Raw genomic sequence first — 26,601 nt, 5'->3', positions numbered from 1 at the left:
GTCAGCTCTCCTTGCTGCAATCACGGGGGGTTATGCCCTTTTCCTTGGCGTACTGCCGGGCCGAGGCCTCGATGATCGGTCGCAGGAAGGCGCGATCGGCCTGCACCCAGTCGCTCACCAGTTGCCACTGCTCGCCATCCCACTGCTGGATGCGGATGGCGCCGCCGCCTTCGTGGTCGGCGCAGGAAAGCGTGAGCGGCTGCACAAGCCCCTTGGCGCCCAGGGCCTGCAGGCGGGCGTCGTCCAGCTTCAGGTGTTCGAAGCCCCAGCGCACCTGCTCGCCGCTGAGGGGCTTGTCGCCATACTTGGCCTGGGCCAGGCGCAAGGCCTCGACATTGAGGATGCCGTTGACCACGCCGAGGTTGTAGTAGACGGTGCCGAAACGCTTGGGATCGGCCAGGTCGCTCTGCCCCTTGGCCACCACGTCGCGTTCGATGCCCTGCAGCACCGGGAAGGCGGTGCCCGAAGGGTGGGTGGTGATGGCCAGGAAGCCCTTGGCCGCCGCGCCAGCCGGACGCACGTCTTCCTCGGAGTTGCTCCAGATGTTGCCGATGATGTGGTCAACCGGGAAGCCGACTTTCTGCGCGGTCTTGATAGCCACCGGGTTCATCACCCCCCAGCCACGCAGGATCACCCAGTCGGGCTTGAGGCGGCGGATGTTGAGCCACTGGGACTGCTGCTCGTTACCCGGGTGCGGCACCTCCAGCAGGGTCAGCTCGAAGCCATAGCGATCCGCCAGTTTCTGCAGGACCTCGTTGGTCTCCTTGCCGTAGGGCGAGCCGTGGTAGAGGGTGACGATCTTCTTGCCCTTGAGGCTGTCGACCCCACCGCCCTGCTGGCCTATCCAGTTGAGGATGGCCGAGACCTCCGAATAGGGATTGAGCTGCAGCGGGAAGACATAGGGAAAGACGCTGCCATCGGTGGAGTCGGTGCGGCCGTGGTTGATGGTGATCAGCGGCAGGTGATCGGCGGTGGAGCGCTCCAGGGTGGCATAGGCGATGCCCACCGACAGCGGATTGGTGGCAGCGGCGGGCGCGCCGTCATGGCCGTTCTTCAGGCGCTCGTAGCACTCCACGCCCTTCTCGACGATGTACTCGGTCTCGCACTCGCTCCACACCAGCTTGACGCCATTCACCCCGCCATTGGCGTTGACGTATTTCATGTAGTCGATGAAGCCACCGAAGAAGCCGGTGCCGCCGGCGGCATAGGGGCCGACGCGATAGCTCTGCAGCGGGAAGTATTGCTCGCCGGCGGCCTGGACCGGGCCGAGGGAGGTGAGGCCCAGGGCCAGGACGAGGCTGCCGAGCAGATGACGTTTGAGCATGGGGACTTTCCTTGTGGGGGTGTTGGGCCGGCGAGCCTGGCCGCCGGCGAAGGGGATCAGGCGCGCTGCAGGCGTTGCCAGCCGCGCGTGGCGAGCCGGGCCAGCCCCTCGGGCTCCTTGATCAGCACCAGGATGATCAGGGCGCCAAAGACCATCTTCTGCAGGTTCTCCAGCTGGCCGGCGGCGATGAGGTCGCCCGGCAGCCAGCCGGCCAGGTTGGAGAGCAACAGCGGGAACAGCACGATGAAGGCCGCGCCGTAGAGGCTGCCGGCCAGGCTGCCCAGGCCGCCGAGGATGACGATGAAGAGGATCTGGAAGGAGCGCCTCAGATCGAAGCCGTTAGGCTCCACGGTGCCTAGGTAGGTAAAGGCCCAGAGCGCGCCGGCGATGCCCAGGTAGAAGCCGCTGAAGGCGAAGGCCAGCAGCTTGGCTCGCACCACCGACAGGCCCATCACCGCCGCGGCCGTCTCGCGATCGCGCACCGCCATCCAGGTGCGGCCCAGTTCGCCGTGAACCAGGCGTGCAGCGAAGGCGAACGCCACCAGCACCACCACCAGGGTGGCCAGATAGCGACCCAGCGGCGCACCGAAATCCTGACCCAAGAGCACCAGTGGCGGCGCGCTGATCACCCCCGAGGCGTTGCCATGGGAGAACCAATCGAAGCGGGTCAACGCCCACAGAATGAAGAATTGCGCCGCCAGGCTGGAGACGATCAGGTAGAAGCCACGAATCCTCAGGCTGGGCAGGCCGAACAGCAAGGAGACCAGGGCCGCCAGCAGGCCACCGGCGAACAGGCACAGCGGCAGAGGGAGTCCCAGGCGTACCTGCAGGTTGTAGGTGGTGAAGGCGCCCACCGCCATGAAGGCGGCTGACCCAAGCGATAACTGCCCGGCATAGCCGGTGAGCAGATTCAGCCCCAATCCGGCCAGGGCCAGCACCAGGAAGGGAATCAGCAGGGCGTTGAACAGATAGTCGTTGCCAACCCAGGGCAGTACGCCGAAGGCCAAGGCCAGAATGGCAGCTAATACCAGGCGCGCCGGCCGAATCGCGGGCGCACGGGGAGACAGCGGACGCGCGGCGAGCGCCGTCGACGATGGTGCTCATAGTGAATCCTCTAGACGCGCTCGACCGTGGGTTCGCCGAACAGGCCGACCGGTCGAATCAGCAGGAAGACCAGGGCGAAGGCATAGGGAAACCAGTTCTCGATGCCGCCGCCGATCAGGGGGCCGAGATAGACCTCGGCGAGCTTTTCACTGGCGCCGATCAGCAGACCGCCGACGATGGCGCCGGTGATCGAGGAGAAGCCGCCGATGATCAGCACCGGCAGCGCCTTGAGTACGATCAGCGACAGCGAGAACTGCACGCCCAGCCGCGCACCCCAGAGCAGCCCGGCCACCAGGCCGACGCAGCCCGCCACCGCCCACACCAGCGCCCAGATCCGCGGCAGGCGGATACCCACCGCCTGGGCCGCCAGGGGGTCGTCGGCCACGGCGCGCAGTGAGATGCCCAGCCGGGTGCGTTCGAACAGCAGCGACAGGCCCAGTACCAGCAGCGCCGCCACCGCTGCGGCGAACAGATCGAAGGACGACAGCAGCAGGTCGCCCACTTCCAGCGGACTATCCTCGATGCCGAGATCCAGGCCGTGCACCTGAGCGCCCCACAGCGCTTGGGCCGCGCCCTCGATGAAATAGGCCAGCCCCAGGGTGGCCATGAACAGCACCAGCGGCGAGCGATTCACCAGCGGCCGCAGCACCGTGCGCTCCACCGCCACGGCCAGCAGGATCATGACGCCCACCGTGACCAGCAGTGCCAGCCAACCGGGCAGGCCGCGCTCTACCAGGCTGACGTAGGTCAGGGCGGCGAACAGCAGCATGGCGCCCTGGGCGAAATTGAACACGCCCGACGCCCGGTAGATGAGCACGAAGCCCAACGCCACCAGGGCGTACATCACCCCGGCGAGCAGGCCGCCGAGCAAGACTTCCAAGAAAAACGCCATGGTCTTCTCCCTGTGGCGTAGGTATTCCCTAGTGACGAGTGCCCAGGTAGGCGGCGATCACCGCCGGGTCCTGCCGCACCGCGGCGGGTGCGCCATCGGCGATGAGCCGGCCGTAGTCCAGTACCACTACGTGATCCGCCAGCTGCATCACCACCTGGATGTCGTGCTCGATCAGCACCACGGTCACTCCGCGCTCGCGGTTGATGGCCCGGATGTAGCCGCTCAGCTCGCGCTTCTCTGCGGCGTTCATCCCGGCCATGGGTTCGTCCAGCAGCAGCAGCCGCGGCTCGGCCGCCAGTGCCCGGGCCAGCTCCACGCGCTTCTGCAGCCCATAGGGCAGGCTGCCCACCGGGACGTCGCGCCAGGGACCCAGGTGCAGGAAGTCCAGCGCCCACTCGGCCACCGCCCGCTGCACCCGCTCTTCGGCCGGCGCGCGGCCCAGGCCCAGCGTCTGTTCCAGCCAGGAGGCGCGCCGATGGCGGCCGCGCCCGGTGAGCACGTTGTCCAGCACGCTCATGCCCTTGAACAAGGCCAGGTTCTGAAAGGTACGCGCGACCCCGGCCCGCGCCGCTGTCTGCGGGCGGCGCAGCGCCGCGCTGCTGCCGGCCAATTGCACCCTGCCCCGCTGCGGTCGGTAGAGGCCGTTGATCACGTTGAGCAAGGAACTCTTGCCGGCGCCATTGGGCCCGATCAGGGCGCAGATCTCGCCTTCGCGAACCTGGAAGCCGACCTCGGCGAAGGCCGTGACCCCGCCAAAGGCCAGCGCCAGGTCGCTGACCTCCAGCAGCACCGGCGATGGCTTGGCCAGAGCCGCATCCATGGCCTAGGCCGCCGCCTGGGCCGCGGCCCGGGCTTCGAGGTCGCGCACCAGCGGCAGCACCCGCTTGCCGAAGTACTCCACCTCTTCTTGGAAGTGCAGGAAACCGGCCAGCACCAGGTCCACGCCCACCGCCTTGAGGGCGACGATGCGCTCGGCGATCTGCTCGGGGGTGCCGATCAGGTTGGTCTTGAAGCCGTCGTTGTACTGCACCAGATCCTCGAAGCTGGACTTGGCCCAGTTGCCCTCGCCTTCCGGACTGGCCGCGCCGGCATTGCGCGCCTCGTGGCCGAAGGCCTGGACCGCCTCCGGGTTGGCCTTGGCGATGATCTCGTCGAGCACCGCGCGGGCCTCGGCCTCGGTGTCCCGGGCGATGACGAAGGCGTTGACGCCGACCTTGATCGCGTGGCCGTTCGCCGCGGCCTTGGCGCGCAGGTCCTCGACCTGGGCGCGGATGCCCTCGGGGGTGTTGCCGTTGGTGAAGTACCAGTCGGAGACCCGCGCCGCCATGTCCCGCGCGGCCCGGGAGCTGCCGCCCTGGAAGATCTCCGGGTGCGGCTGCTGCAGCGGCTTGGGTTTCAGGGTGTAGTTGCGGAAGCGATAGAAGTCGCCGGCGAAGCTGAAGTTGTCCTGGGTCCAGATGCCCTTGAGGGCGCGGATGAACTCCTCGGAACGCCGATAGCGCTCGTCGTGGTCGAGCCAGGGCTCGCCGATGCCATGGAATTCGCCCTTGAACCAGCCGGACACCAGGTTGATGGCGACCCGGCCGTTGGTAAGCTGGTCGATGGTCGCCAGCTGCTTGGCCGCCAGCGCCGGATTCCAGGGGCCGGGCAGGATGGCGGCGATCACCTTGAGACGCTCGGTGGCGGCCAGCAGCGCATGGCTGAAGGCCACCGATTCATGCTGGTATTCAGCGCCGTAACCGGCGGTGAAACGGATCTGCGTCAGGGCGTAGTCGAAGCCGGCCTGCTCGGCGAGCTGGGCCAGCTTGCGGTTGTAGTCGATGCCCCAGTGGGTGCGCTGCTCGATGGTGCTGACCACCAGGCCGCCGCTGACGTTGGGGACCCAATAGGCGAATTTGACGGGGTTCTGCGACATGCAAAGGCTCTCCGGGTTGGGCTCGCCGCGAGGGCGAGCGAAACAGTGACCCTGAGCCTTCAATCAAGAACCGAACCAAGTCTAAAAAGCGTTTTCAATCAATGAGTTGCGAGAAAAAGTAAGACGATTTCCGTTGTAGCGCCAAGGGCAGCTGTTCAGTCGCTGTCCCCTGGGCAACAGCGCAGCGAGGCGTCTGGCACGCCCTTCTCGCCCGGAAGCCGTCGGCTCAGGCCGCCGTGGTGCGCAGGAATTCGCTCCAGCGCCGCACCAGGTAGTTGTGTTCGTCCATCACCGAATTCCACACCCCGATATGGCTCATGCGCTGGGCGTAGGAACCCCCTTCGCGCCGCTGACCCACCTCGATCAGCGGCAGGCCGTCGCTGCCGGCGAGTTCTTCCCGGGCCGGCAGGCCGCCGTACCAGAAATCCCACTCGGCGGCGCTGAGGTGATCCCGCGCACGCACCGGATTGGCGATATAGAAGCCCTGGCGCGCCATCACCGCGCCGGGCCAGCCGGCCAGCCACCAGTTGAGGTAGGCATAGGCGGCGTCGCGCACCCGGCCTTCCGCGCAGCGCGACAGCGACAGACCGCCGAACCAGGCGCGATAGCCCTCGCGCGGGACCGCCACCCGGTAATCCACCCCCGCCCGGTGCAGGGCCATGAGCATGGGCGACCAGAGACTCTGGATGTCCACCCCGGCGGCCAGGGTCAGCTCGCCGGCGCTGCGGTCGTCGGACCAGAACGCCGCGAAGTGCCGATGACGCTGACGCTCCACCAGCAACTCGGCCAGGCGGTCAATCTCTTCCAGGCGCAGGTTGCCGATGTCGTCGAACCGGGCGAGGCCGGCGGCCTGGATCGCCAGGGCGGCGTCCAGCGCGCCGATGGCGGCGTCGCTCTGCAGGGCGCTGTGGCCGCACCAGCCTTCGTCGATCAGCCAGGCCCAGCTCTCCTGCTGACCCGCCAGGGCGGTAGGCAGGCTTTCCGGGCGATAGGCGAAGCTGTCGGCGTTGTGGGTCAGCGGCAGCATGCTGATGCGCTCGCTGGGCTGGCCGCCGAGGCTGCCGTCATGCTGCACATAGAGGCGGTCGCACGGCCGACAGCCGGGCGCCAGGCGATCCGTGGCATGCAGCCGGCCGCGCTTGGGCAGGTCGTTGATCTCTTCCCAGAGCGCGATGCGGCGGATGTCGATGGGCTGGATCGCCCGCGCCGGCCAGACGAAGTCGACGTTGTGGAACCACTGGTCATAGAGGTCGTAGCTGCCCGGTTCCAGCACCGCGATGCGCTGGGCGGTCTGGACGTCGTGGATCTGGTAGACCAGGCGGATGCCCAATTCCGCCTCCGCCCGCTGGCGGATGGGTTCGAGCAGGGTCACCGAGGTGCCCAGCACCCGCAGGGTCAGCGGCGTGCTCATGCGGCCCGTCCCAGGCCGCCCATGAAGGCGGCGAAGGAGCGTCTGAGCAGCGCGGTGTCCAGCTCGCGGACGATGAACACCAGCCGCGAGCGGCGTTCGCCCGCCGGCCAGGCCGGCAGGTGCACCGGCGGATGCAGGCTGTGCTGCACGCCGTGGATGACGATGGGTTGGCTGGCGTCGATCACGTCGAGGATGCCCTTGACTCGCAGGATGCGTTGCCCGTGGCATCTTAGCAGCATCGACAGCCACACCCCGAAGGCCATCCAGTCCAGGGGACGGTCGAACTCCAGGCAACAGACCTCGGCGCTGCCATGACGGCCTTCGGCGACGGCGGCGAACAGGCGCCAGCGACCGACCTCGGCCGCCGGATCGGCGGCGCGCAGGCCCTCGCCCAGCAACAGGTCATCGCCGCTGGCCACCGCCGCCGCCAGGGCGCGGGTGGCGGTGGGATTGAGCTGGGCCAGATGCCGATCCAGCCGCTCCAGCACGGCAGGCGCGACCCGGTCAGCCTTGCTCAGCAACAGCCGGTCGGCTGCGGTGACCTGGTTGAGCCACTCCGGGTGCAGCCCTTCCTGCAAGGCGGCGTGCTCGGCGTCCACCACGGTCACCAGCAAGCCCAGGTGGAAGCGTCCGCGCAACTGGGGATCGAGATTGAGGGTGGCCAGGATCGGCCCCGGATCGGCTAGGCCGGTGGTCTCCAGCAGTACCCGGCGAAAGGCCGGGATCTCGCCGCGACTGCGCCGCCCGTGCAGGGTCAGCAGCGCCGCCTTGAGATCGCCGCGCACCGAGCAGCAGACGCAGCCGCTGGGCAGCAGCACAGTGTCCGGGGCCACCTCTTCCACCAGCAGGTGGTCGATGCCGACCTCGCCGAATTCGTTGATCAGCAGCGCCGTCTCGCCCAGGGCCTCCTGGGCCAGCAAGCGGCGCAGCAGGGTGGTCTTGCCGCTGCCGAGAAAACCGGTGATGACATTGATGGCGAGGCTCAAGACACTCCCTCCAGCGGCGCCAGCACCCGCGGATCCAGGGGATCGAGCGGTCGTCCCAGCACCGCTTCGGCCTGGCGCCAGAGGTCGTCCAGGCCTTCGGCCAGGGCCTGGCGCCCGGTCGGTCCCTGGATCAGGTAGGAGGCGCCCTGGACGTCGCTCACCGTCAGCCGGAACGGCGCCACCACCCGGTTGATGGCGGCGACCCGGCGCAGGCGCTCGCGCCGCCGGGGCAGGTCGTCGCCCAGCGGATCGCTCCAGTGGAGATCCGGCCCGAGCAGGCCGCACAGTCCGCACATGGCTACCTCCTAGGGCATGACGTCGCCGGAATTGGGGCCCAGGGTCTGGCCGACGAAGAGGTTGCCCCCCGGATCGCTGGCCAGCAGCAGCGCCACCGGCGCCACCTCCTCCGCCCGGCCGAAGCGGCCCAGCGGCAATTCGCGGGCCTTGGCCGCCTTCCAGTCGGCGCTGATGCCCTCCACCAGCGGGGTCTCGATGGGTCCGGGGGCGATGGCGTTGACCAGCACGTTGTCGCGGCTCACCTCCAGGGCCAGCGACTTGGTGAAGCCGATCACCCCGGCCTTGGCCGCAGCATAGTGGCAGAGTTCGGCGCCGCCCTTGATGCCGAGCTGGGAAGCGACGTTGATGATGCGTCCCCAGCGCTGCGCCTGCATGAACGGCAGGGCGCGCTGGCTGGCGAGAAAGACACTGGTGAGGTCGACGCGCAGCATGTCGTTCCACTGCGCCAGGGTCAGGTCGACGCAGGGCGCCTGGGTCAGCATCCCGGCATTGTTGACCAGGATGTCGATGCCGCCATGGGCCGCCACGCAGGCGTCCACTCCGGCCCAAGCACCCTCCGGCTCGCCGACGTCGGCGACGGTCTCGGTCACCACGGCCCCCAGGGCGCGGCATTCCGCGGCCACCTGCGCCAGGCGCTCGCTGTCGCGGTCGGCCAGCACCAGGCGCGCCCCCGCAGCGGCATAGCTGCGGGCGATGGCGGCGCCGATGCCGCTGGCCGCGCCGGTCACCAGGGCGCGGCGGTCTGTCAGCTCGAACATCTTCTGCTCCTCAATCGGGCCAGCGGACAGTGAGACCGCCATCGACGATCAGACTCTGGCCGGTGATGTAGCTGGCCTCGGGGCTGGTCAGGAAACGCACCAGCGCCGCCACCTCCTCGGGCTTGCCGACCCGCCCCAGGGGAATGCTGCGGGCGGCCTTGGCCAGGCCCTCCGGCCCCAGGGAGTTCTTGGCGTCCAGCGACTGGGGCGTCTCGATCAACCCGGGGATCACCGCGTTGCAGCGGATGCCCCGCGGCGCCAGTTCGACGGCCAGCGAGCGGCACAGCCCGGGCACCCCGGCCTTGGCCGCGGCGTAGTGGGCATGGTCCTGCCAGCCGTAGACGCCACCGGCGATGGAGGAGATGGCCACCAGGGCCCCGCCCTCCCCCAGGTGCCGCGCGGCGGCGCGAAAGGTGCGCATGACCCCGGTGAGGTCGACGTCGAGCATCTCCTGCCAGCGCGCGTCGCTCATTTCCAGCAGCGGCGCGGCGCGCAGGAGACCGGCATTGGCCACGGCGTAGTCGAGGCGGCCGAAGTGCGTCAGGGCGGCATCGGCCAGGGCGTCCACCGAGGCGCTGTCGCGGACGTCCAGGGGTTCGAGCAGGCAGTCGCCCCCCGCTGCAATCACCTTCTGGCGAGTCTCTTCCGGGTCATGGGGATCGCCGGGGTAGTAGCCGCCGACCACCCGCACGCCCCGCTGGGCATAGGCCACGGCCAGGGCCTGGCCGATGCCGCTGGCGGCACCGGTGATCAGGGCGACGGGAGAGGTATGAGCTGTCATGGAGGCTCCTGTCATTTGAGACTGGTGGGTTCGACGTGGCGCGCGGCCCACATCACCAGGCCGGAGAGAAAGCACGGCAGCGCCCCGAACCAGAGCGCGGCGCTGTGCCACTGGCCACCGCTGCCGAGCACGCTGGTGATGCCGAGGCCGGCGAGGATGGCGCCGAGCGGCCCCATGGCGTGGACGATGGCGCCACCGGTGGCGCGGATGCTGGTGGGGAAGCTTTCGCCCATGAAGAACAACATGGCCGAATAGGGTCCGGTGAGAAAGAACAGTCCCAGGCTGTAGAGCGCCACCACCGGTACCAGCTGGCTGGGCGCCTGCAGCATGGCGAAGAAGGCCAGGCCGCCACACATCCAGCCGAGGGCCACGGTGTTGCGCCGACCGATGCGATCGCCCAGCCAGCCATGGAACAGGTAGCCGATGAAGCCGACGGCGTTGGACAGCACCAGGATCCACAGCGAATTCTCGAAGCTGAGCTTGTGCACGCTGACGATCACCGAGGTCCCCAGCACGCTGAACACCTGGATCGCCGACCAGTTGAGCAGGATGGCCAGGCTCAGCACCAGGGTCGGTCGCAGGGCCTGGCCCTTGAAGGCCATGGCCACGCCGGCCTTGGCGTGCTCTTCGTAGTCCACGCCGTATTCCCGCGCCAGGCTGCGGGCGTCCTGCTCCTGGCCTTCGCGGCGCAGGCGCTGGATCCGGGCATGCACCTGGAATTGCGGGCTTTCCTTGAGCTTGCGCGCCAGCACGGCGATGACGAAGGCCGGCACGGCGGCGAACACGAAGCAGCCCTGCCAGCCGATATGTGGCAGCAGCAAGGCGGTGAGGCCCGCGGCGATCAGCGCGCCGATCGGCCAGCCACTCTGCACCAGGCTGTAGATGAAGCCGCGGCGGCGGATCAACCGCGGATCGTCCGAGGCGGCATAGACCTCGGTCAGGTAGGTGGCGTTGACCCCCTCCTCCGCATAGCCCAGGCCGGCCACCGAACGCACCAGCACCAGCGGCACCTTGCCCATGCCGGCGCACAGCGCGGTCAGTGCCGAGCACAGGGCCGTGCCGCCGATGGTGACGATGATGCCGCCGCGGCGACCGATCCGGTCCACCAGCGGGCCGATGGCGAAGGCGATGATGGCCCCGCCCAGGGCTACCCAGGTGGCGAGTTCGGCCTGCTCGGCTTCGCTCCAGTTGAAGTGCCCACCCATCACCGGCAACAGGGTGCCGAACAGGATGAAGTCGTAGACGGCGAACACCCAGGCGAAGAAGGCGATCCAGGTGGCGTAGCGGACATCACCGGAAGACAGCGGCTGCGGTTTCCAGGCAGCCGTGGGGGTTTCCGGGTGGAGCGAGCTGGCGGCAGGGAGGGTCATGGTCCTGTACCTGTGGGCTGGGCGCTTAGCGCTGGCGCGGCTGGCGCCGCAGGAAGTCGTCGGCGATCTCGTCCATGGTGGCGAAGCGCACCCCGGCGTGACCCTGGATATGCTCGATCAGGCGTTCGAGCATCAGCAGCACCTGCGGCCGCCCCGAGACATCGGGGTGGATGGTGATGGGGAAGACGGCGTAGTCCAGCTCGCGATAGACCCAGTCGAACTGGTCGCGCCACATCTCTTCCAGATGGCGCGGATTGACGAAGCCGTGGCTGTTGGGCGCCTTCTTGATGAGCATCATCGGCGGCAGGTCGTCGAGGTACCAGTTGGCCGGAATCTCCACCAGATCGGTTTCCTGGCCGCGCACCAGCGGCTTCATCCAGCTCTCGGGCTGCTGGCTGTAGTCGATCTTGGTCCAGTTGTCGCCGACCCTCACGTAGTAGGGAGAGAAGTCGTTGTGCATCAGGCTGTGGTCGTACTTGATGCCCTTCTTGAGCAGCAGCTCGTTGGTCACCCGGCTGAATTCCCACCAGGGCGCGACATAGCCGGTGGGCCGCTTGCCGGCCAGGGCGGTGATCAGCTCGATGGACCGATCCAGCACCGCCTCCTCCTGCTCGGGGGTCATGGCGATGGGATTCTCGTGGCTGTAGCCATGGATGCCGATCTCGTGGCCCGCCGCGGCCACCGCCTGCATCTGCTCGGGAAAGGTCTCTACCGAATGGCCCGGAATGAACCAGGTGGTCTTGAGGCCGTAGCGCTCGAACAGCTTGAGCAGTCGGGGCGACCCCACCTCGCCGGCGAACAGGCCGCGGGAGATGTCATCGGGCGAATCCTCCCCGCCGTAGGAACCGAGCCAGCCCGCAACCGCGTCGACGTCGACGCCGATGGAAACGAAGATTTCTTTGGCCATCGTTGCACTCTCCAGTACCCGGAAGAAAGCCAGGTCGATGGCGGAGCCGGGCCCCCGCCACCGCCGCTTGAATTCAGGCGCTGACCAGGGCTTCCACGGCCGTGGCGGCATCGAGCAGGCGTTCGTCCGCGGCGGCCGGGGCCACCAGCAACAGCCCGGTGGGCAGGCCCTGGGCATCGCGACCGCTGGGTAGCGAGACACCCGGCGCGTCGAGCAGGCTGCCGGCCATGGTCAGGCGCAGCAGCTCCAGATTGGTGGCGGCGAAGAGGTCGGCGTCGGCTTCCAGAGGGGCCAGCGGCGGCGCCACCCGGCCGACCGTCGGCACCAGCAGCAGCGCCTCGGCGAATTCGGCGGCAAAGGCTGCCCGCAATCGGTCGCGGCGTTCATGCAGGACCGCCAGGTGACCGTCGGGCAAGGCCCGCGCTCGCTCCAGGCGCTGCCGCACCCGCGGATCCAGGCGTTCGGCCGCGGGACCGTCGAGCACTTCCCGGTGCAGGGCGAAGGCTTCCAGGGCCCCTGGCCAACCTTCTGCGGCGAGAACGTCCAGGGCCTCGGCAAAGACCGTGCGGGCGCGGCGCTCCACGTTCACTCCGCCGCGGGCCAGCCGCTCGGCAGCGGCCAGCAGATTGGCCCGCACCGCCGGCTCCACCCGGGCGTCGTCCAGCACGCTGAGGTCCAGCACCACCCGCAGTTCCGTTGGCGCCGGCAACGGGCGGGCAGCCGCGCCCGTCAGCAGGCGATCCAGGCACTGCACATCGCGCAGGCTGCGCGCCAGCGGACCCGGCACGTCATAGGACGCGGCCAGTGGAAAGACCCCGGTCGCCGGATAGCGCCCCAGGCTGGGCCGATACCCCACCAGCCCATTGAGGGCGGCCGGCAGGCGCACCGAACCGGCGGTGTCGGTACCGAACGCCAGGGGCACGATGTCGGCGGCGACGGCCACCGCCGAACCCGAGGAAGAGCCTCCCGGAATGCGCACCTCGCCCTGCATCCGCGGATTGGCGGGCGTGCCGAAATGGGGATTCGACCCGACGCCGGAATAGGCGAATTCGCTGAGATTGACCTTGCCCAGACTGACCAGGCCGGCCTGGCTCAGGCGCTGCACCAGCACGGCATCGGTGGTGGCCGGTGGCGCCAGGCGGCGCAGCTCGGCGCCGCAGGTGGTGACCTCGCCCTGCAGGTCGAACAGGTCCTTCCAGGCCAGCGGCACCCCATCCAGCGGGGACCGCGGCTGCCCGGCCTGCCAGCGCTCGCGCGCCGCCAGGGCTTCGGCGCGTCCGCGCTCGGCGGTCAGGGTGATGAATACGGCCGAGGATGCCTGGGCGCGCGCCAGTGCCGCCTCGAAGACCGCGACCGGATCGAGGGTGCCGGCGGCATAGGCCTCGCCAAGCGCGACGGCATCCAGGGACAGGGCGTGGGCGGGTTCCATCGGCGCTCCTTAAACGTACATTTTATAATTTGGTACGTTTAACAGAGCAGGCTTTGTGCCAGCTTGAAAAAACAGGACGCCGCAGACTCGAAACGCTGACCTCTAGCGGTCGCCTGGGCCTTTTCCCGGTATCACCCTATAAAATGTACTTAAATTAAATAGATCCATTTTTGTGCAGAACCGTAACGCCTGCCCCGTTACCGTGCGTGCACCTGGCCCAGCCGGTAACGCGCGAAAGGCCGTAGGCCTGTGCCACAATTCTCATCTCGTTTCCGGAAGGTCCCCGATGTCGGCAGCAGTCCCCGCCCCCCTCGATGACAGTCGTACCGCCGCGCGCTACGCGATGATCCGCAGTGCCCTGCGCGAAGCCATCCTGGCCGGTCGCGCGGCGCCAGGGCTGGTGCTGGTCGAGGCGCCGCTGGCGCAACTGTTCGGCACCAGCCGGGTGCCGGTGCGCCAGGCGCTGACGCTGTTGCAGGAGGAAGGCCTGATCCGCCGCTTCGAGGGGCGCGGCTATCTGATCGATCCGGCCGGCACCGCGGGCGAGCCGCAGCGCCAGCCACTGACCCGCCAATTGCTCGGGCTGGACAGCAGCGATGACCTGATCGATACGCGCTCCCTGGGCGAGCGCGTCGGCGACGAGATCGCCGCCTGTGTCAGCCACGCCCTGCTCTTCGGCCATTTCCGGCTGGACGAGCAACGGGCGGCCGACCACCTGGGCGTCAGTCGCGCCGTGGTGCGCGAAGCCCTGATGCGCCTGCGCGACCGCGGCCTGGTGGAAAAGGAACCCTATGGCCAGTGGCTGGCCGGTCCGCTCACCGCCCAGGCCATCCGCGACGACTACGAGATCCGCGCCCTGCTGGAACCCGAGGCGCTGTTACAGACCGCGCCGGGTCTGGCGCGTAGCGAGCTGCTGGCGATGCTGGAACGGCTGGAGCAACTGGCCGCCCACCCTGCCCCCACCTCCTGGGCGGCGGTGGAGCGCATCGAGGCGGATCTGCATGGGCGGTGCCTGGCCGGCCTGCGCAATCGCAAGCTGGCCCAGCTGATCGCCCACAGCCAGAGTCCACTGAACGTCTCACGCATCTTCCACCAGTCGCTCGGCACGCCGCTGGACGAGGCGGTGCTGGTGGAGCATCGCCTGGTGCTGGAATCCCTGCTGGTGGGCAGTCCGGACTCGGCGGCCAGCCAGTTGCGCAATCACCTCCTGCGCGGCCGCGATCGCACCCTGCAGCGGCTCAAGGTGCTCTCGGTATTGCCCGACCCGGAATTGCCGGCCTACCTGGAGCGCCTCAGCTAGTGTGGTGTTTCAGACGTTATCTGCACAATTTTGGCGGCGCTTTTTAGGCCCCGGCGGCGTTCCCACTCCTCGCCATAGCCCTGCTATGACTCGTCGCGGCGCCTAGCCAGCTCGGAACGCCGAACCGCCAAAAATCACTCGCCAACTCTTGCGCGAACGTCTGAAACACCACACTAGCGTGCCCGCAGGTGCCGCACGTAGCGGTCGCCGATGAACTGGATGCCGCACACCAGCACCACCAGGATGACGATCACCACGGCCATCACCTGGGTGTCGTAGCGCTGGTAGCCATAGCGGATCGCCAGGTCGCCGAGCCCGCCCGCGCCTATGGCGCCGGCCATGGCCGAGGCGCCGATCATGGCCACCAGGGTCACGGTGAAGCCGCCGATGATGCCGGGTAGCGCCTCCGGCAGGAGCACGTTGAAGACGATGTGGCGCCGCTCGCAGCCCAGCGCCTGGGCCGCTTCTATCACCCCACCGCCGACCTCGCGCAGGCTGACCTCGGCGATCCGGGCAAAGAACGGCGTGGCGCTGAGGGTGATGGGTACCACCGCCGCCCAGACGCCGATGGTGGTCCCGGTGATCAGCCGCGTCAGCGGGATAAGGGCCACCAGCAGGATGATGAAGGGCGTGGCGCGAAAGGCGTTGATTAGGGTGCCCAGCACCCGGTTGAGGGTGGGCGCGGCAAAGATGGCGCCGCGCCCGGTGGTGACCAGCACCACTGCCAGGGCGATGCCGGCGAACCAGACGATGGCCGCCGACACGCTGACCATGGTCAGGGTATCGAGAAAGGCCTTCCACAGCGCCTTGAGCATGAAGTCAGACATAGCCCAGCACCTCCGCCCGGGCGAACAACCCGGCCTGGGTCAGGAAGCCTGCCAGCCGCCGCTCCGGTGCCGCGGTCGCCACCAGCAGGCGGCCCAGGGCGTGGCCCTGGATACGGTCGATACCGCCATGCAGCAGTTCGACCGGTGCGCCGAGGGCCTGGCCCAGCGCCTGGAAGTCGGGCTCCACGCCCTGGCCGTCGTAGCTGAGTTCCAGCACCGCGCGGGCACCCGGTTGCCGGGTGGCACCGAGCCGCCTGGCCAGATCCGCCGGCAGCTGCGCCGCCAGGGGTGCCAGCAGCGCCCGGGTGGCTTCGGCCTGGGGCGCGCCGAACAGCTGCCACACCGGGCCCTGTTCGACGATGCGGCCGTGTTCCAGCACCACCACCCGGTCGCAGATCTGGCGGATCACCGCCATCTCGTGGGTGATGAGCACGATGGTCAGTCCCAGGCGGCGATTGATGTCCTGCAACAGCGCCAGGATCGACTGGGTGGTCTCCGGATCCAGCGCCGAGGTGGCCTCGTCGCAGAGCAGCAGCTCGGGCCTCAGCATCAGCGCGCGGGCGATGCCCACCCGCTGCTTCTGGCCCCCGGACAGCCGCGAGGGATAGACCTGTTCCTTGCCCTGCAACCCGACCAGCTCGAGCAGTTCCCGCGCCCGGGCTTCGATCTCGTCGCGGCGAAAGCCGGCGGCCTTGAGCGGCAAGGCCAGATTCTCCAGCACCGTCTGCGAGGCCAGCAGATTGAAGTGCTGGAAGATCATGCCGATGCGCCGCCGCAGCGCCACCAGGCGATCCCCCTTCAGGGTGCCGATGTCGACGCCGTCGACCAGGACCTGACCGGCGCTGACGTCTTCCAGGCGATTGAGGGTGCGAATCAGACTGGACTTGCCGGCGCCACTGCGACCGATGATGCCGAAGATCTCGCCACGGGCGATGCTGAGGTCGATGTCCGCCAGGGCGGTCACCGGCAGCGCGCCGCCGGTGTAGATCTTTTGTACGCCGCTCAGGCGTAGATGCTCGCGCGCGGGAGCGGCCTGGGGTTCGGCGGGCGGCTGCGCCGGTGCGGTTCTGAGTAGTGCATTGCTCATCGGGCGGCCTCCTGCCGGTTCAGCCAGGCCAGGCTGTACAGCTGCGGATTGCCATAGGCCTGGGCGATGGCCTCGCGCACCCGCGGATCGTTCTGGAACACCTGGATGAAGGTGCGGATCGCCGGGTCATCGGCCTTGTCCGGCTTGGTCACGAATCTCAGGGCATAGAGGTGACCGCTGGCCTCGTCGTCGCTGAACAGCAGGGCGCTGTTGGGATCCGTGGTGCCGGCGGCGAGGATGTGCGAGGGATAGCTTTGCGCCAGGGTCACGTCGTCCAGCACCCGCGCCAGTTGCGGACCGGGCAGTTCGATGAATTTCAGGTGGCGCGGATTGGCGACGATGTCCTGCAGGCTGGCCTTGGGCCCGGTACCGGGCTTGAGCTGGATCAGGCCGGCCCGGGCATAGAGGTGCAGCCCGCGGCCCTGGTTGACCGGATCGTCGGCCACCGCCACGGTGGCGCCGTCCGGCACCTCGGCGAAGCTCTTCACCCGTTTGGAATAGAGACCGACCTTGTTTTCCACGCCATAGGCGATGGGCACCAGGCCGTAGCCGTTCTGGGCATTGGCGTTTTCCAGGAAGGGTTGATGCTGGAAGTAGTTGACGTCGATGTCGCCGTGGGCGAGCGCCAGATTCGGCGTGTTCCAGTCACTGAAGGCGACGATTTCCACCTCCACACCCCGCTCCCGCGCCACCTCGGCGGCGCGCTCCAGGGCGGCGTTCTGCGGACTGTCGTTGATGCCGAGGCGGATCTTCTGCGGCTCGGCGGCCTGGGCGGACAGCGCCAGGGTGGTGCTCGCCAGGAGCAGCCCGAGGCGCTGGAAAAGTGGAGGAATAGCCATGGGAGACCTCGAGATGTCGAGGGCTCGTCCGGTGGTCCGGTGGAACCCGTAAGGGAAAGGGGATCAGCTGCCCTTCTGGTCGGGCGTGTCGACGAAGAAATAGTCCTGCCAGCTGCTGGGCTGGTTGCGGATGGCCCCGATGCGGTACATGAATTCCGCCAGCTTCAGGGTGTTCTGCGGCGCCGTGTCGAAGTTGACCTCGGGGCTTTCGATGATCTGCTGGATCAGCGCCGGATCGAGGCGCGAATTCTCGACCTTCACATAGGTACGGGCGGCGGCGGCCTTGTCCTTCTCGATGATCTGTCCGGCCTCGACCAGCGCCTCGCGGAAGGCCTTGTAGGTCTTGGGATTGTCCCGGCGGAATTTCTCGGTGACGAACACCAGGTTGGGCGAGACGGCCCCACCCAGCACGTCATAGGAACTGAGCACCTTGTGCACCTTGCCGCTGGCCAGTTCCTGCTCCTGGAACGGCGGATTGGCGAAGTGGCTGTTGATCTCGGTACCACCGGAGATCACCGCCGCGGTGGCGTCCGGATGCGGCACCGCTACCGTCAGGGGATCCAGGCGATTCCAGTTCTTCTCGCCAAAGGCCTGGGCGGCGGCGTACTGCAGGAAGCGCGACTGCACCGAGACGTTGACCGCCGGCACGGCGATGCGGTCCTTGGCGGTGAAGTCGGCCAGGGTCTTCACCTGCGGATTGTTGGTGACCAGGTAGTTGGGAAAGGCCCCCAGGCTGGCCACGGCCTTGACGTTCTGCCGACCATGGGTGCGGTCCCAGAGCGTGAACAGCGGCCCGAGCCCGGCGGAGCCGACGTCCACCGCCCCCGACAGCACCGCCTCGTTGACGGCAGCGCCACCGGACAGCTTTATCCAGTCGACCTTGATGTCGACGCCCTCCTGCTGGCCGTGCTTTTCGATCAATTGCTGGTCACGCAGCACATGCAGGATCACGTAGGAGACGCCGAATTGTTCGGAGATGCGCAGGGTGCCCTCGGCCTGGGCTGCCTGGGGTGCGACGACCAGTCCGGCGAGCAGGCTGGCGGCGAGCCCCAGGGCCAGGGGACGACGGGTGACGGGAAGACGTGGGGGCATCGGGGTGCGCTCATCCTTGGAAGTGGCTTATAGCCTACTCAAGCTGTTCAGCGTTTTTGAAATAAGGATGGGTTATATGGATAGGTCGAGGGGCGGTGTGGCTTTTCCCTCACCCCACCCCTCTCCCAGAGGGAGAGGGGGCGCTCCACCGTAAGCAGGTTGGCGCTGAGCGAAGCGAAGCCCAACACCACGCCGCATCCCACCCTACTCCCGCGCCGCCTGCCGCGGCGCGTCCGGCTTGCTTACCCGGAATCCCTCGGCGAAGGTCGCCCGGGCCTCTAGGCGCTGTGGAATCAGGCCGCTACGGTGGTAGAAATCCGCCGTCGCCTGCTGGTCGGCCATCACCTGCGGGTCGATGGGCTCCCAGTGCAGCTGACGGCGCTCGAATTGCAGCCGGGCCACCGCCTCGGGAAAGCCGATGATCTGCGCCAGGGTCCTGGCATAGCCATCGAGGTGGGCATAGCCCCAGCGCTGGGCGGCGGCCAGACGGTCGAGATAGTCCTGCAGCGCCGCGCGCCGGGCCGGATCGGCCAGGGCCGTGTCGGTGGCCGCCAGGAAGCTGTTGCCCGCCCAGAGCCCGCGACCACTGACCAGCACCCGGGCGCCGTCGACCTGCTCGGCCTGGGCGGTGTAGGGCTCCCAGGTCGCCCAGGCGTCCACCGAGCCATTGGCCAGGGCCATCTTGGCATCCACCGGGCCGAGGAAGCGAAAGCTCACGTCCTGGGCGGTCAGGCCCACCGAGTCCAGCGCCTTGAGGGCGATGTAATGGCCGATGGAGCCACGCCCGGTGGCGATGCGCTTGCCCTTGAGATCGGCCGCGCTACGCAGCGGCGAGTCGCGCGGCACGATCACCGCCGTGCCATAGGGATCGGACTTGTCCACGGCGATGGCCTTGACCGGCGCGCCAGCGGCCAGGGCGAACAGCAGCGGGCCATCGCCGATGATGCCGGCGTCCACCGCGCCGGCATTGAGCGCCTCGGCCAGGGGCGCGGCGGCGGGAAATTCCGCCCACTGGATCCGATAACCCGGCAGGTCGCGCAGGCCGTCGGCGGCCTCCAGCTGGGCGCGCATGTTGCCCTTCTGGTCGGCGATGCGCAGGGTCAGGGGCTCGGCGGCCAGGGCCGCGGTGGCGGCGAGCAGCAGCGGTAGCGCCAGCAGGGTACGGCGGATGAGGGTCATGGTTTGGCTTCCTCGGTAAAGACACTGGCATCGGCCAGGGCGGCGACGTCGACCGGCTTGGGCAGCACCTGGAGTTCGCTGAACAGATCGGCCACCTGCTGCACCGCGGCGACGTCCGCCGGCTGCACCGGGCGCAGGCCACGGGAGGTGCGGGTGGAAATGGCTGCCGCGGCGCCTTCCGGCAGGCGCGTCAGCTCGGCGTAGACGCGCGCATAGTCCTGCGGATGGGCAACCGCCCAGGCCCGTGCCTGGGCCAGGCGCCCGGCGAAATCGGCGATGGCGGCGCGCTTGGCCGGGTCCTCCAGCGACACCGGGGTGGCGGTGAGAAAGCCCAGGGCGGTGGTCAGCCCCTGGCCATCGCGCAGCAGCCGGGCGCCGTGCTGCTCGGCGATGCCGAGATAGGGATCGAAGGTCGCCCAGACGTCGATCTGCCCGGCATTGAAGGCGGCACTGGCGTCGGTGGGCAGCACGAACTTGACCGTGACGTCTTCACGCTTGAGCCCGGCCTCTTCCAGGGCGGCATAGAGCAGGTGCTGGGAGATGCTGCCCTTGGCCGAGGACACCACCACGGTGCGCCCCTTGAGATCCTTGACCGAATGGATAGGTGAATCCTTCTGTACCAGCAGGCCGTTGGCCTGGGGGTAGCCGACATTGGTGGCGATGAGCTTGAGCGGCACGCCGCCGGACGCGGCCATCAGCACCGGCAGGTCACCGGCATAGGAGGTATCCACCGCGCCGACGCGCTGCGCCTCGAACAGTGGCGCGGCGCCCTGGAAGTTGGCCCAGCGATAGTTGTAGGGCGCGCCTTCGAGGGTGCCGGCGGCTTCCATCATGGCGCGCAGACCGCGGGCCTGGTCGCCCAGCACCAGGGTCACGCCGGAGAGATCCGGCGCCGCCTGGGCCTGCCCCAGCAGCAAGGCCAGGCCCAGCGTGGCGAGCAGTCGCTTCATTGCGCGTACTCCCGGCCTTCGTGACGCTCCAGTTGGCGCACCGCCGCCTCCCAGTGACGGACATGGGCGCCGCGCGCCAGATTGCCGGGGATGAGGTCGCTGACCTTCTGCGCGACGGCGTCGGGCGCTATCACCAGCTCGGCGCCGCCGCTCTGGGCCGCCAGTTGCGCGGCGCAGGAGCGCTCCAGGTAATAGAGGTGCCAGAAGGCTTCTTCCAGACTTGCGCCCACGGTGAGCAGGCCGTGATTGCAGAGGATCATCGCCGGGTGCGCCCCGAGGTCGGCCACCAGCCGACTCTGCTCGTCCAGATCCAGGGCCACGCCCTCGTAGCCGTGATAGGCCAGGCGGCCAAAGAACCTCATGGCGTGCTGGGAAAGCATCAGCAGGCCGCCGCGCTGGGCGGAGACACCGATGCCGGCGGCGGTGTGGGTGTGCAGCACCGCATGGAGTTCCGGCTGGGCACGGTGGATGGCGCTGTGGATCACGTAGCCGGCCGGATTGATGCCCAGTCCGGTGGGGTCGAGGACGATCTCGCCGTCGATATCCACCTTCACCAGCGAAGGGGCGGTGATCTCGTCGAAGGTCTGGCCGAAGGGATTGATCAGGAAGTGCGCCTCCGGGCCCGGCACCCGCAGCGAAAAGTGGGTGTAGATATGGTCGGTCCAGCGTTCGCGGGCAGCCAGCCGATAGGCGGCGGCGAGTTTGACCCGCGCCTCCCATTCGGCGGCGGACACCTGGGCGCGGACGCTGGCGAGGGCGTTGTGGAAGGCGGTCATGCGGCGGCTCCGGAAGCAGAAGGGGCGCCAGGGCGACGGGCGTTGCCCTGGTCTGCTTAGAACCTAACGTTGTGACTCGCCGAGATGGAAATATCGATTGCGCATAACCTAATATGCACAGCATGGATAACCCAAACAGATAGTTATGCGAATAATGGTTTCAGCACAGAACCAATCGATCTAAGGTGCTGGGCGCTGGCCTTGCTTTAATGGCCGTCATCGCCCACCCGGCTTACTCGTGGAGCCCTCCATGACCCTTAGGCTCGACCGCCTGCGCCTGTTCCTGCATGACCTCGCCACCCTGGTCGACGAACACCCTGCCGAGCCGCAGCTGCTGCAGCGCGGCGCCGCCCTGCTCGGCGAACTGGTCCGCCATGACGACTGGCTGCCCGAGGACTGCGCCCTGCCCCACCCCGAGCGCTATAGCCAGTACCTGCTCTATGCCGATGCCCGTCAGCGCTTCTCGGTGGTGAGCTTCGTCTGGGGGCCGGGCCAGGCCACGCCGGTGCATGACCACCGCACCTGGGGCCTGATCGGCATGCTGCGCGGCGCCGAGACCGCTCAGGGCTTCGCCCGCGATCCCGCCGGCCGCCTGCAGCCGGAAGGCGCCCCCGTGCGTCTGGAGCCGGGCCAGGTGGAAGCGGTCTCGCCGCGGGTGGGCGACGTCCACCAGGTCAGCAACGCCTATGCCGACCGCACCTCCATCAGCATCCACGTCTATGGCAGCAACATCGGCGCCGTGCGCCGCGCCGTCTATGCCGCCGATGGCCAGGAAAAGCCCTTCATCTCCGGCTACACCAATCGCCACCTGCCCAACCTGTGGGACCTGTCCCAGGAGACCGCCACACCATGACCGCCATCCGCACCGCCGAGGACATCCGCCAGGCCCTCCTCTCCGGCACCGAAGTCGCCCTGCTCGACGTCCGCGAAGAAGACCCCTTCGCTGCCGGCCACCCGCTGTGGGCCGCCAATCTGCCGCTATCGCGCCTGGAACTGGAGGCCTGGTCGCGGCTGCCGCGACGCGACGTGGCCATCACCCTCTATGACAATGGCGAAGGCCTGGCGGAACGCGCGGCCGAACGCCTACACGCCCTGGGCTACACCGACGTCGCCCTGCTCGAGGGCGGCCTGGCGGGCTGGCGCGCCAGCGGCGGCGAACTCTTCATCGACGTCAACGTGCCGAGCAAGGCCTTCGGCGAGCTGGTGGAAGCGCGCCGCCATACCCCCTCGCTGCCCGCCGAGGAGGTCAAGGCGCTGCTGGATCAGGACGCCGACCTGGTGATCCTCGATGCACGCCGCTTCGAGGAATACCAGACCATGAGCATTCCCGGCGGGGTCAGCGTGCCGGGCGCCGAACTGGTGCTGCGGGTCGCCGAGCTGGCACCCGATCCGCGGACCCGGGTCATCGTCAACTGCGCCGGCCGGACCCGCAGCCTGATCGGCGCCCAGTCGCTGATCAATGCCGGCATTCCCAATCCGGTGGCCGCCCTGCGCAACGGCACCATCGGCTGGACGCTGGCCGGCCAGACCCTGGAACACGGCCAGCAACGCCGCTTCGGCGCGGTGAGTCCGGCGACCCAAGCGACCGCCGCGACCCGCGCGCGTCAGGTCGCCGATCGCGCCGGTGTCGCCCGGCTGGCCTTCGGCGAACTGGCGGCCTGGCGCACCGAGGCGCAGCGGACGAACTACCTGATCGATGTCCGCACCCCCGAGGAATTCGCCACTGGCCACCTGCCCGGCGCCCGCTCGACGCCGGGTGGCCAGCTGGTCCAGGAGACCGATCACAGCGCCCCGGTACGCGGTGCCCGCCTGGCCCTGGTGGACGACGACGGCGTGCGCGCCAACATGAGTGCCTCCTGGTTGGCGCAGATGGGCTGGGAGGTGGCGGTGGTCGACGCCATCCCGGCCGGCGCCCTGAACGTCACCGGTCCATGGCAGCCGCCCGCCCCCGTCCCCGGGCCGGTGGAGCGCATCTCGGTGACGCGCCTGCAGGAATTGCTGGCGGAGCCCGGCACCCTGGTGGTGGATGTCACCGCCAGCGCCAACTATGTCCAGAGGCACATCCCGGGCGCCGCCTGGGTGCTGCGTGCCGATCTGCCGGCAGCGCTGCCGCCGGCCGAGCGCTATGTCTTCACCTGCGGCAGTGGCCAACTGGCCGCCTTCGTCGCCGTCGATGTCCAGGCCATTACCGACCGGCCGGTCCTTCTGCTGGAGGGCGGCACCGCGGCCTGGCTGGCTGCGGGTCTGCCGGTGGAAGGCGGCGAAACACGGCTGCTGTCGACCCGGCGCGATCGCTACCGGCGCCCCTATGAAGGCACCGATGCTCCGCGCGCGGCCATGCAGGCCTACCTGGACTGGGAATTCGGCCTGGTCGAGCAATTGCGGCGCGATGGCACCAGTGGCTTCCGGGTGATCTAGCCGCTACTCCGCACGAAGGCCGCCACCCAGGCCGCCGTTTCCACCAGCGCCTGGGTCTGGCTCAGGCCGCTGCTCTTGAGCGGCTTGAGATCGTGGTCGGCGGTGGCGATCCACTGCACCTCGAGCGTGGGCGCCAGGGCATAGCCGGCCACCTCCGTACGGGTGCCCAGGGCATCCCGCTCGCCCTGGACGATCAGCGTCGGCGTGGCCAGGGTCGCCAGATGCTCGGTACGCAGCCGCTCGGGCTTGCCGGCCGGATGGAAGGGATAGCCCAGGCAGACGAGGCCCGTCGCGCCCAGGTCGTCGGCCAGCAGACTGGCCATCCGCCCGCCCATGGACTTGCCCGCCAGCCATAACGGACCGCTTTCTGCCGCACGCCAGGTGGCGACCATGGCCCGCCAGTGCTCCAGCAGGACCGGCGCCGGATTTGGCGGGCGGCGCCGGCCTTCGGCGCGGGCCCGCGCCATGTAGGGAAAGTCGAATCTCAGGGTGCGGATGTCGCGCCGCGCCAGTGCCTCGGCCAGCTGCTCCATGAAGGGGCTGTCCATCCCTGCCCCCGCCCCATGGGCCAGCAACAGGGTCGCCAGCGGCGGACCTGCGGGTCGGCATTCGCGAAAGCTGTCGAGGTACAACTCGTCTGCCATGGGCTACTCCTCGTCCAAACGCCAAAGCTTAACCGGCTATCCATTGATCTGGATCAATAAAGCGCAGGCCGCGCCCCTCACACTGGGCACCTCGAAACCATTGGAGCCCGGCATGACAGCCGCCCTCGTCTGGGACGCCGACCTCATCGCCCGCTACGATCGCGCCGGCCCCCGCTACACCTCCTATCCCACGGCCGTGCAATTCCACGACGGCATCGGTCCCTTCGACCTGCTCGGCGCCCTGCGCCTGAGTCGCCAGGCCGGACGCCCGCTGTCGCTCTACCTGCACGTGCCCTTCTGCGCCAACATCTGCTACTACTGCGCCTGCAACAAGGTCATCACCAAGGACCGCAGCCGCAGCGTCGCCTACCTCCAGGCCCTGCGTCAGGAGATGGCCCTCACCAGCCGGCACCTGGACGGCGGGCAGCGGGTGGAGCAGCTGCACCTCGGCGGTGGCACCCCGACCTTTCTCAACCCCATGCAGCTGCGTGAGCTGATGGCCGACCTGCGCCGGCACTTCACCCTGGCCGACGGCGACCGGGGCGACTACTCCATCGAGATAGATCCGCGTGAAGCCGACTGGAGCACCATGGGGCTGCTCCGCGAGCTGGGTTTCAACCGCGTCAGCTTCGGCGTCCAGGACCTCGACCTGCAGGTGCAGCTGGCGATCAATCGCCTGCAGCCCTTCGACGACACCCGTACCCTGGTGGAGGCCGCTCGCGCCCTCGACTATCGCTCCATCAACCTGGACCTCATCTACGGCTTGCCGCGGCAGACCCCGGCCAGCTTCGCCCACACCGTGGAGCGGGTGCTGGAATTGCAGCCGCATCGCCTGTCGGTGTTCAACTACGCCCATCTGCCGCAGCGCTTTCCGCCGCAGCGGCGCATCGAAGCCAGCGAACTGCCGGACCCAGCGGCCAAGCTGGAGATGCTGCAGCGCACCGTGGAACAGCTGCTGGCCGCCGGCTATCGCTACATCGGCATGGACCACTTCGCCCTGCCCGACGACGACCTGGCCATCGCCCAGGAAGACGGCACCCTGCAGCGCAACTTCCAGGGCTACACCACCCACGGCCACTGCGACCTGCTGGGCCTCGGCGTCTCCGCCATCAGTCAGGTCGGCGAGGTGCTCTGCCAGAACACCCCCGATCTCGCCCGCTACCAGGACCGCCTGGGCCAGGGCGAACTGGCGGTGGCCCGCGGCCTGCGCCGTTCGCGGGACGACCGCATCCGCGGTGCGGTGATCGCCCAGCTGATCTGCCATTTCCAGCTGGATTTCGCCGCCATCGAGCGCAGCTGCGAGCTGGATTTCCGCCAGTATTTCGCCGACGCCTGGCCGCACCTCGAGGCCATGGCCGCCGACGGCCTGATCCGCCTCGATGCGCGTGGCCTGCAGGTGCTGGCGCCGGGCCGCCTGCTGATCCGCGCCCTGTGCATGCTGTTCGACCGCTATCTGCCGGGCCACGACAACCAGCGCTTTTCCCGGGTGATATGACCCATGCCTGCCACGACTGCTAAAGTTAGACTTTTGGAACCAGACGAGAAGCGATCTTCCCCCATGACCGAGCCCCTCAAGCTGCGCAACGCCCAGGCCCATTGCAAGGATTGCAGCCTCGCCTCGCTGTGCCTGCCGCTGTCGCTCGATCTGAAAGACCTGGACGCCCTCGACCAGATCGTCAAGCGCGGCCGGCCGCTGGCCAAGGGTGACCACCTGTTCCGCCAGGGCGATACCTTCGGCTCGGTCTATGCGGTGCGTTCCGGCGCCCTGCGCACCAGCAGCCTGAGCGATGCCGGCGAGGAGCAGATCACCGGCTTCCACCTGCCCAGCGAACTGGTCGGCCTGTCGGGCATGGACACCGAGCGCTATCCGGTCTCGGCCCGGGCGCTGGAGACCACCACCGTCTGCGAGATCCCCTTCGAGCGCCTGGACGAACTCTCCGAGCAGCTGCCGCAACTGCGCCGCCAGCTGCTGCGGGTGATGAGCCGGGAGATCCGCGATGACCAGCAGATGATGGTGCTCTTGTCGAAGAAGAGTGCCGACGAGCGCATCGCCACCTTCCTGGTCAATCTCTCCGCCCGCTTCCATGCCCGCGGCTTTTCCGCCCAGCAATTCCGCCTGAGCATGTCGCGCAACGAGATCGGCAACTTCCTTGGCCTGGCGGTGGAAACCGTGTCCCGGGTGTTCACCCGCTTCCAGCAGAGCGGGGTGCTGGCGGCCGAAGGCAAGGAGGTGCGCATCCTCGATTCCGCCCGCCTCTGCGCCCTGGCCGGCGGTCAGCTGGAGGGCTGAGGCCAGGGGTCCTGCCTGAGCGGCA

The 26,601-nt window shown here is 68.5% G+C and carries 26 protein-coding genes; 5 read left to right on the top strand and 21 right to left on the bottom strand.

The window, feature by feature from the left end; all coding sequences use genetic code 11:
• Position 1: 1 nt before the first annotated feature.
• The 13 genes from PSK12I2_RS0106535 to PSK12I2_RS0106475 form a co-directional block, all read right to left on the bottom strand.
• On the bottom strand, positions 2-1,324 hold the full coding sequence (locus PSK12I2_RS0106535) for an ABC transporter substrate-binding protein (RefSeq protein WP_027597748.1): 1,323 nt from the start codon (positions 1,322-1,324) through the stop codon (positions 2-4).
• Positions 1,325-1,380: 56 nt separating this feature from the next.
• Complete coding sequence (locus tag PSK12I2_RS23750) at positions 1,381-2,391, bottom strand: branched-chain amino acid ABC transporter permease (protein WP_051398688.1); 1,011 nt, start codon at positions 2,389-2,391, stop codon at positions 1,381-1,383.
• 47 nt (positions 2,392-2,438) lie between these two features.
• The gene (locus tag PSK12I2_RS0106525) at positions 2,439-3,320 is read right to left on the bottom strand and encodes a branched-chain amino acid ABC transporter permease (RefSeq protein ID WP_027597747.1); all 882 of its coding nucleotides are present in this window, start codon (positions 3,318-3,320) and stop codon (positions 2,439-2,441) included.
• Between the two features lie 28 nt (positions 3,321-3,348).
• A complete protein-coding gene (locus tag PSK12I2_RS0106520) occupies positions 3,349-4,140 on the bottom strand; it encodes an ABC transporter ATP-binding protein (RefSeq protein ID WP_027597746.1) in 792 nt (263 codons plus the stop codon).
• Between the two features lie 3 nt (positions 4,141-4,143).
• A complete protein-coding gene (gene sfnG, locus PSK12I2_RS0106515) occupies positions 4,144-5,235 on the bottom strand; it encodes a dimethylsulfone monooxygenase SfnG (RefSeq protein WP_027597745.1) in 1,092 nt (363 codons plus the stop codon).
• A 226-nt stretch (positions 5,236-5,461) separates the two neighbouring features.
• Complete coding sequence (locus PSK12I2_RS0106510; protein ID WP_027597744.1) at positions 5,462-6,646, bottom strand: PotD/PotF family extracellular solute-binding protein; 1,185 nt, start codon at positions 6,644-6,646, stop codon at positions 5,462-5,464.
• The gene (locus PSK12I2_RS0106505) at positions 6,643-7,632 is read right to left on the bottom strand and encodes a GTP-binding protein (RefSeq protein WP_027597743.1); all 990 of its coding nucleotides are present in this window, start codon (positions 7,630-7,632) and stop codon (positions 6,643-6,645) included. Before PSK12I2_RS0106505 ends, PSK12I2_RS0106510 begins: the two co-directional genes overlap by 4 nt.
• Positions 7,629-7,928 (bottom strand): hypothetical protein, encoded by a 300-nt coding sequence (locus PSK12I2_RS0106500; protein WP_027597742.1) that lies wholly within the window; start codon positions 7,926-7,928, stop codon positions 7,629-7,631. The genes PSK12I2_RS0106505 and PSK12I2_RS0106500 overlap by 4 nt, the downstream gene beginning before the upstream one ends.
• A gap of 9 nt (positions 7,929-7,937) precedes the next feature.
• Positions 7,938-8,687, bottom strand: a complete 750-nt coding sequence (locus PSK12I2_RS0106495; protein ID WP_027597741.1) for an SDR family NAD(P)-dependent oxidoreductase — start codon at positions 8,685-8,687, stop codon at positions 7,938-7,940.
• A 10-nt stretch (positions 8,688-8,697) separates the two neighbouring features.
• Positions 8,698-9,468, bottom strand: coding sequence for an SDR family NAD(P)-dependent oxidoreductase (locus tag PSK12I2_RS0106490; RefSeq protein ID WP_037007550.1), 771 nt, complete (start codon positions 9,466-9,468; stop codon positions 8,698-8,700).
• 11 nt (positions 9,469-9,479) lie between these two features.
• The gene (locus PSK12I2_RS0106485) at positions 9,480-10,838 is read right to left on the bottom strand and encodes an MFS transporter (RefSeq protein ID WP_027597739.1); all 1,359 of its coding nucleotides are present in this window, start codon (positions 10,836-10,838) and stop codon (positions 9,480-9,482) included.
• Between the two features lie 25 nt (positions 10,839-10,863).
• Positions 10,864-11,745, bottom strand: a complete 882-nt coding sequence (locus tag PSK12I2_RS0106480; RefSeq protein WP_027597738.1) for a polysaccharide deacetylase — start codon at positions 11,743-11,745, stop codon at positions 10,864-10,866.
• A 73-nt stretch (positions 11,746-11,818) separates the two neighbouring features.
• The gene (locus PSK12I2_RS0106475) at positions 11,819-13,174 is read right to left on the bottom strand and encodes an amidase (RefSeq protein ID WP_037007548.1); all 1,356 of its coding nucleotides are present in this window, start codon (positions 13,172-13,174) and stop codon (positions 11,819-11,821) included.
• A gap of 286 nt (positions 13,175-13,460) precedes the next feature.
• On the opposite strand from PSK12I2_RS0106475, the gene PSK12I2_RS0106470 reads away from it, so the two are divergent.
• Positions 13,461-14,474 (top strand): GntR family transcriptional regulator, encoded by a 1,014-nt coding sequence (locus tag PSK12I2_RS0106470; RefSeq protein WP_027597736.1) that lies wholly within the window; start codon positions 13,461-13,463, stop codon positions 14,472-14,474.
• Positions 14,475-14,647: 173 nt separating this feature from the next.
• Here PSK12I2_RS0106470 and PSK12I2_RS0106465 read toward each other — a convergent pair whose 3' ends face one another.
• From PSK12I2_RS0106465 to PSK12I2_RS0106435, 7 genes are all read right to left on the bottom strand, one after another.
• A complete protein-coding gene (locus PSK12I2_RS0106465) occupies positions 14,648-15,301 on the bottom strand; it encodes a methionine ABC transporter permease (protein ID WP_027597735.1) in 654 nt (217 codons plus the stop codon).
• Positions 15,294-16,388 carry a methionine ABC transporter ATP-binding protein gene (locus PSK12I2_RS0106460; RefSeq protein WP_027597734.1) on the bottom strand — a complete coding sequence of 365 codons (1,095 nt, stop codon included), beginning with the start codon at positions 16,386-16,388 and terminating at the stop codon, positions 15,294-15,296. The genes PSK12I2_RS0106465 and PSK12I2_RS0106460 overlap by 8 nt, the downstream gene beginning before the upstream one ends.
• Positions 16,385-17,227: a MetQ/NlpA family ABC transporter substrate-binding protein gene (locus PSK12I2_RS0106455; protein ID WP_027597733.1), complete on the bottom strand. Its 843-nt coding sequence runs from the start codon at positions 17,225-17,227 to the stop codon at positions 16,385-16,387. The genes PSK12I2_RS0106460 and PSK12I2_RS0106455 overlap by 4 nt, the downstream gene beginning before the upstream one ends.
• A gap of 63 nt (positions 17,228-17,290) precedes the next feature.
• On the bottom strand, positions 17,291-18,319 hold the full coding sequence (locus PSK12I2_RS0106450) for an ABC transporter substrate-binding protein (protein WP_027597732.1): 1,029 nt from the start codon (positions 18,317-18,319) through the stop codon (positions 17,291-17,293).
• Between the two features lie 204 nt (positions 18,320-18,523).
• Positions 18,524-19,489 (bottom strand): ABC transporter substrate-binding protein, encoded by a 966-nt coding sequence (locus PSK12I2_RS0106445; protein ID WP_027597731.1) that lies wholly within the window; start codon positions 19,487-19,489, stop codon positions 18,524-18,526.
• Between the two features lie 5 nt (positions 19,490-19,494).
• Positions 19,495-20,448, bottom strand: coding sequence for an ABC transporter substrate-binding protein (locus PSK12I2_RS0106440; RefSeq protein ID WP_027597730.1), 954 nt, complete (start codon positions 20,446-20,448; stop codon positions 19,495-19,497).
• Entirely contained in the window at positions 20,445-21,224 is a 780-nt protein-coding gene (locus PSK12I2_RS0106435) for a class II aldolase/adducin family protein (RefSeq protein ID WP_027597729.1), read from the bottom strand. The genes PSK12I2_RS0106440 and PSK12I2_RS0106435 overlap by 4 nt, the downstream gene beginning before the upstream one ends.
• 250 nt (positions 21,225-21,474) lie before the next feature.
• On the opposite strand from PSK12I2_RS0106435, the gene PSK12I2_RS0106430 reads away from it, so the two are divergent.
• Both PSK12I2_RS0106430 and PSK12I2_RS0106425 read left to right on the top strand, forming a co-directional pair.
• Complete coding sequence (locus PSK12I2_RS0106430; RefSeq protein WP_027597728.1) at positions 21,475-22,077, top strand: cysteine dioxygenase; 603 nt, start codon at positions 21,475-21,477, stop codon at positions 22,075-22,077.
• Positions 22,074-23,642 carry a rhodanese-related sulfurtransferase gene (locus PSK12I2_RS0106425; RefSeq protein ID WP_027597727.1) on the top strand — a complete coding sequence of 523 codons (1,569 nt, stop codon included), beginning with the start codon at positions 22,074-22,076 and terminating at the stop codon, positions 23,640-23,642. The genes PSK12I2_RS0106430 and PSK12I2_RS0106425 overlap by 4 nt, the downstream gene beginning before the upstream one ends.
• Here the strand turns inward: PSK12I2_RS0106425 and PSK12I2_RS0106420 are convergent.
• Positions 23,639-24,286 carry an alpha/beta family hydrolase gene (locus PSK12I2_RS0106420; RefSeq protein WP_027597726.1) on the bottom strand — a complete coding sequence of 216 codons (648 nt, stop codon included), beginning with the start codon at positions 24,284-24,286 and terminating at the stop codon, positions 23,639-23,641. The two genes, PSK12I2_RS0106425 and PSK12I2_RS0106420, sit on opposite strands and share 4 nt — an antisense overlap.
• A gap of 112 nt (positions 24,287-24,398) precedes the next feature.
• Here PSK12I2_RS0106420 and hemN point away from each other — a divergent pair, with 112 nt between their 5' ends.
• Positions 24,399-25,781 carry an oxygen-independent coproporphyrinogen III oxidase gene (gene hemN, locus PSK12I2_RS0106415; protein ID WP_027597725.1) on the top strand — a complete coding sequence of 461 codons (1,383 nt, stop codon included), beginning with the start codon at positions 24,399-24,401 and terminating at the stop codon, positions 25,779-25,781.
• 63 nt (positions 25,782-25,844) lie between these two features.
• Positions 25,845-26,576: a fumarate/nitrate reduction transcriptional regulator Fnr gene (gene fnr / locus PSK12I2_RS0106410; RefSeq protein ID WP_007162251.1), complete on the top strand. Its 732-nt coding sequence runs from the start codon at positions 25,845-25,847 to the stop codon at positions 26,574-26,576.
• Positions 26,577-26,601 lie beyond the last annotated feature (25 nt).

The organism is Pseudomonas sp. MOIL14HWK12:I2 (assembly GCF_000510745.1).
GTDB lineage: Bacteria > Pseudomonadota > Gammaproteobacteria > Pseudomonadales > Pseudomonadaceae > Chryseomonas > Chryseomonas oryzihabitans.
Note: the sequence above shows the minus strand (reverse complement) of the source record. Positions and strands in the feature narration are given on the sequence as shown.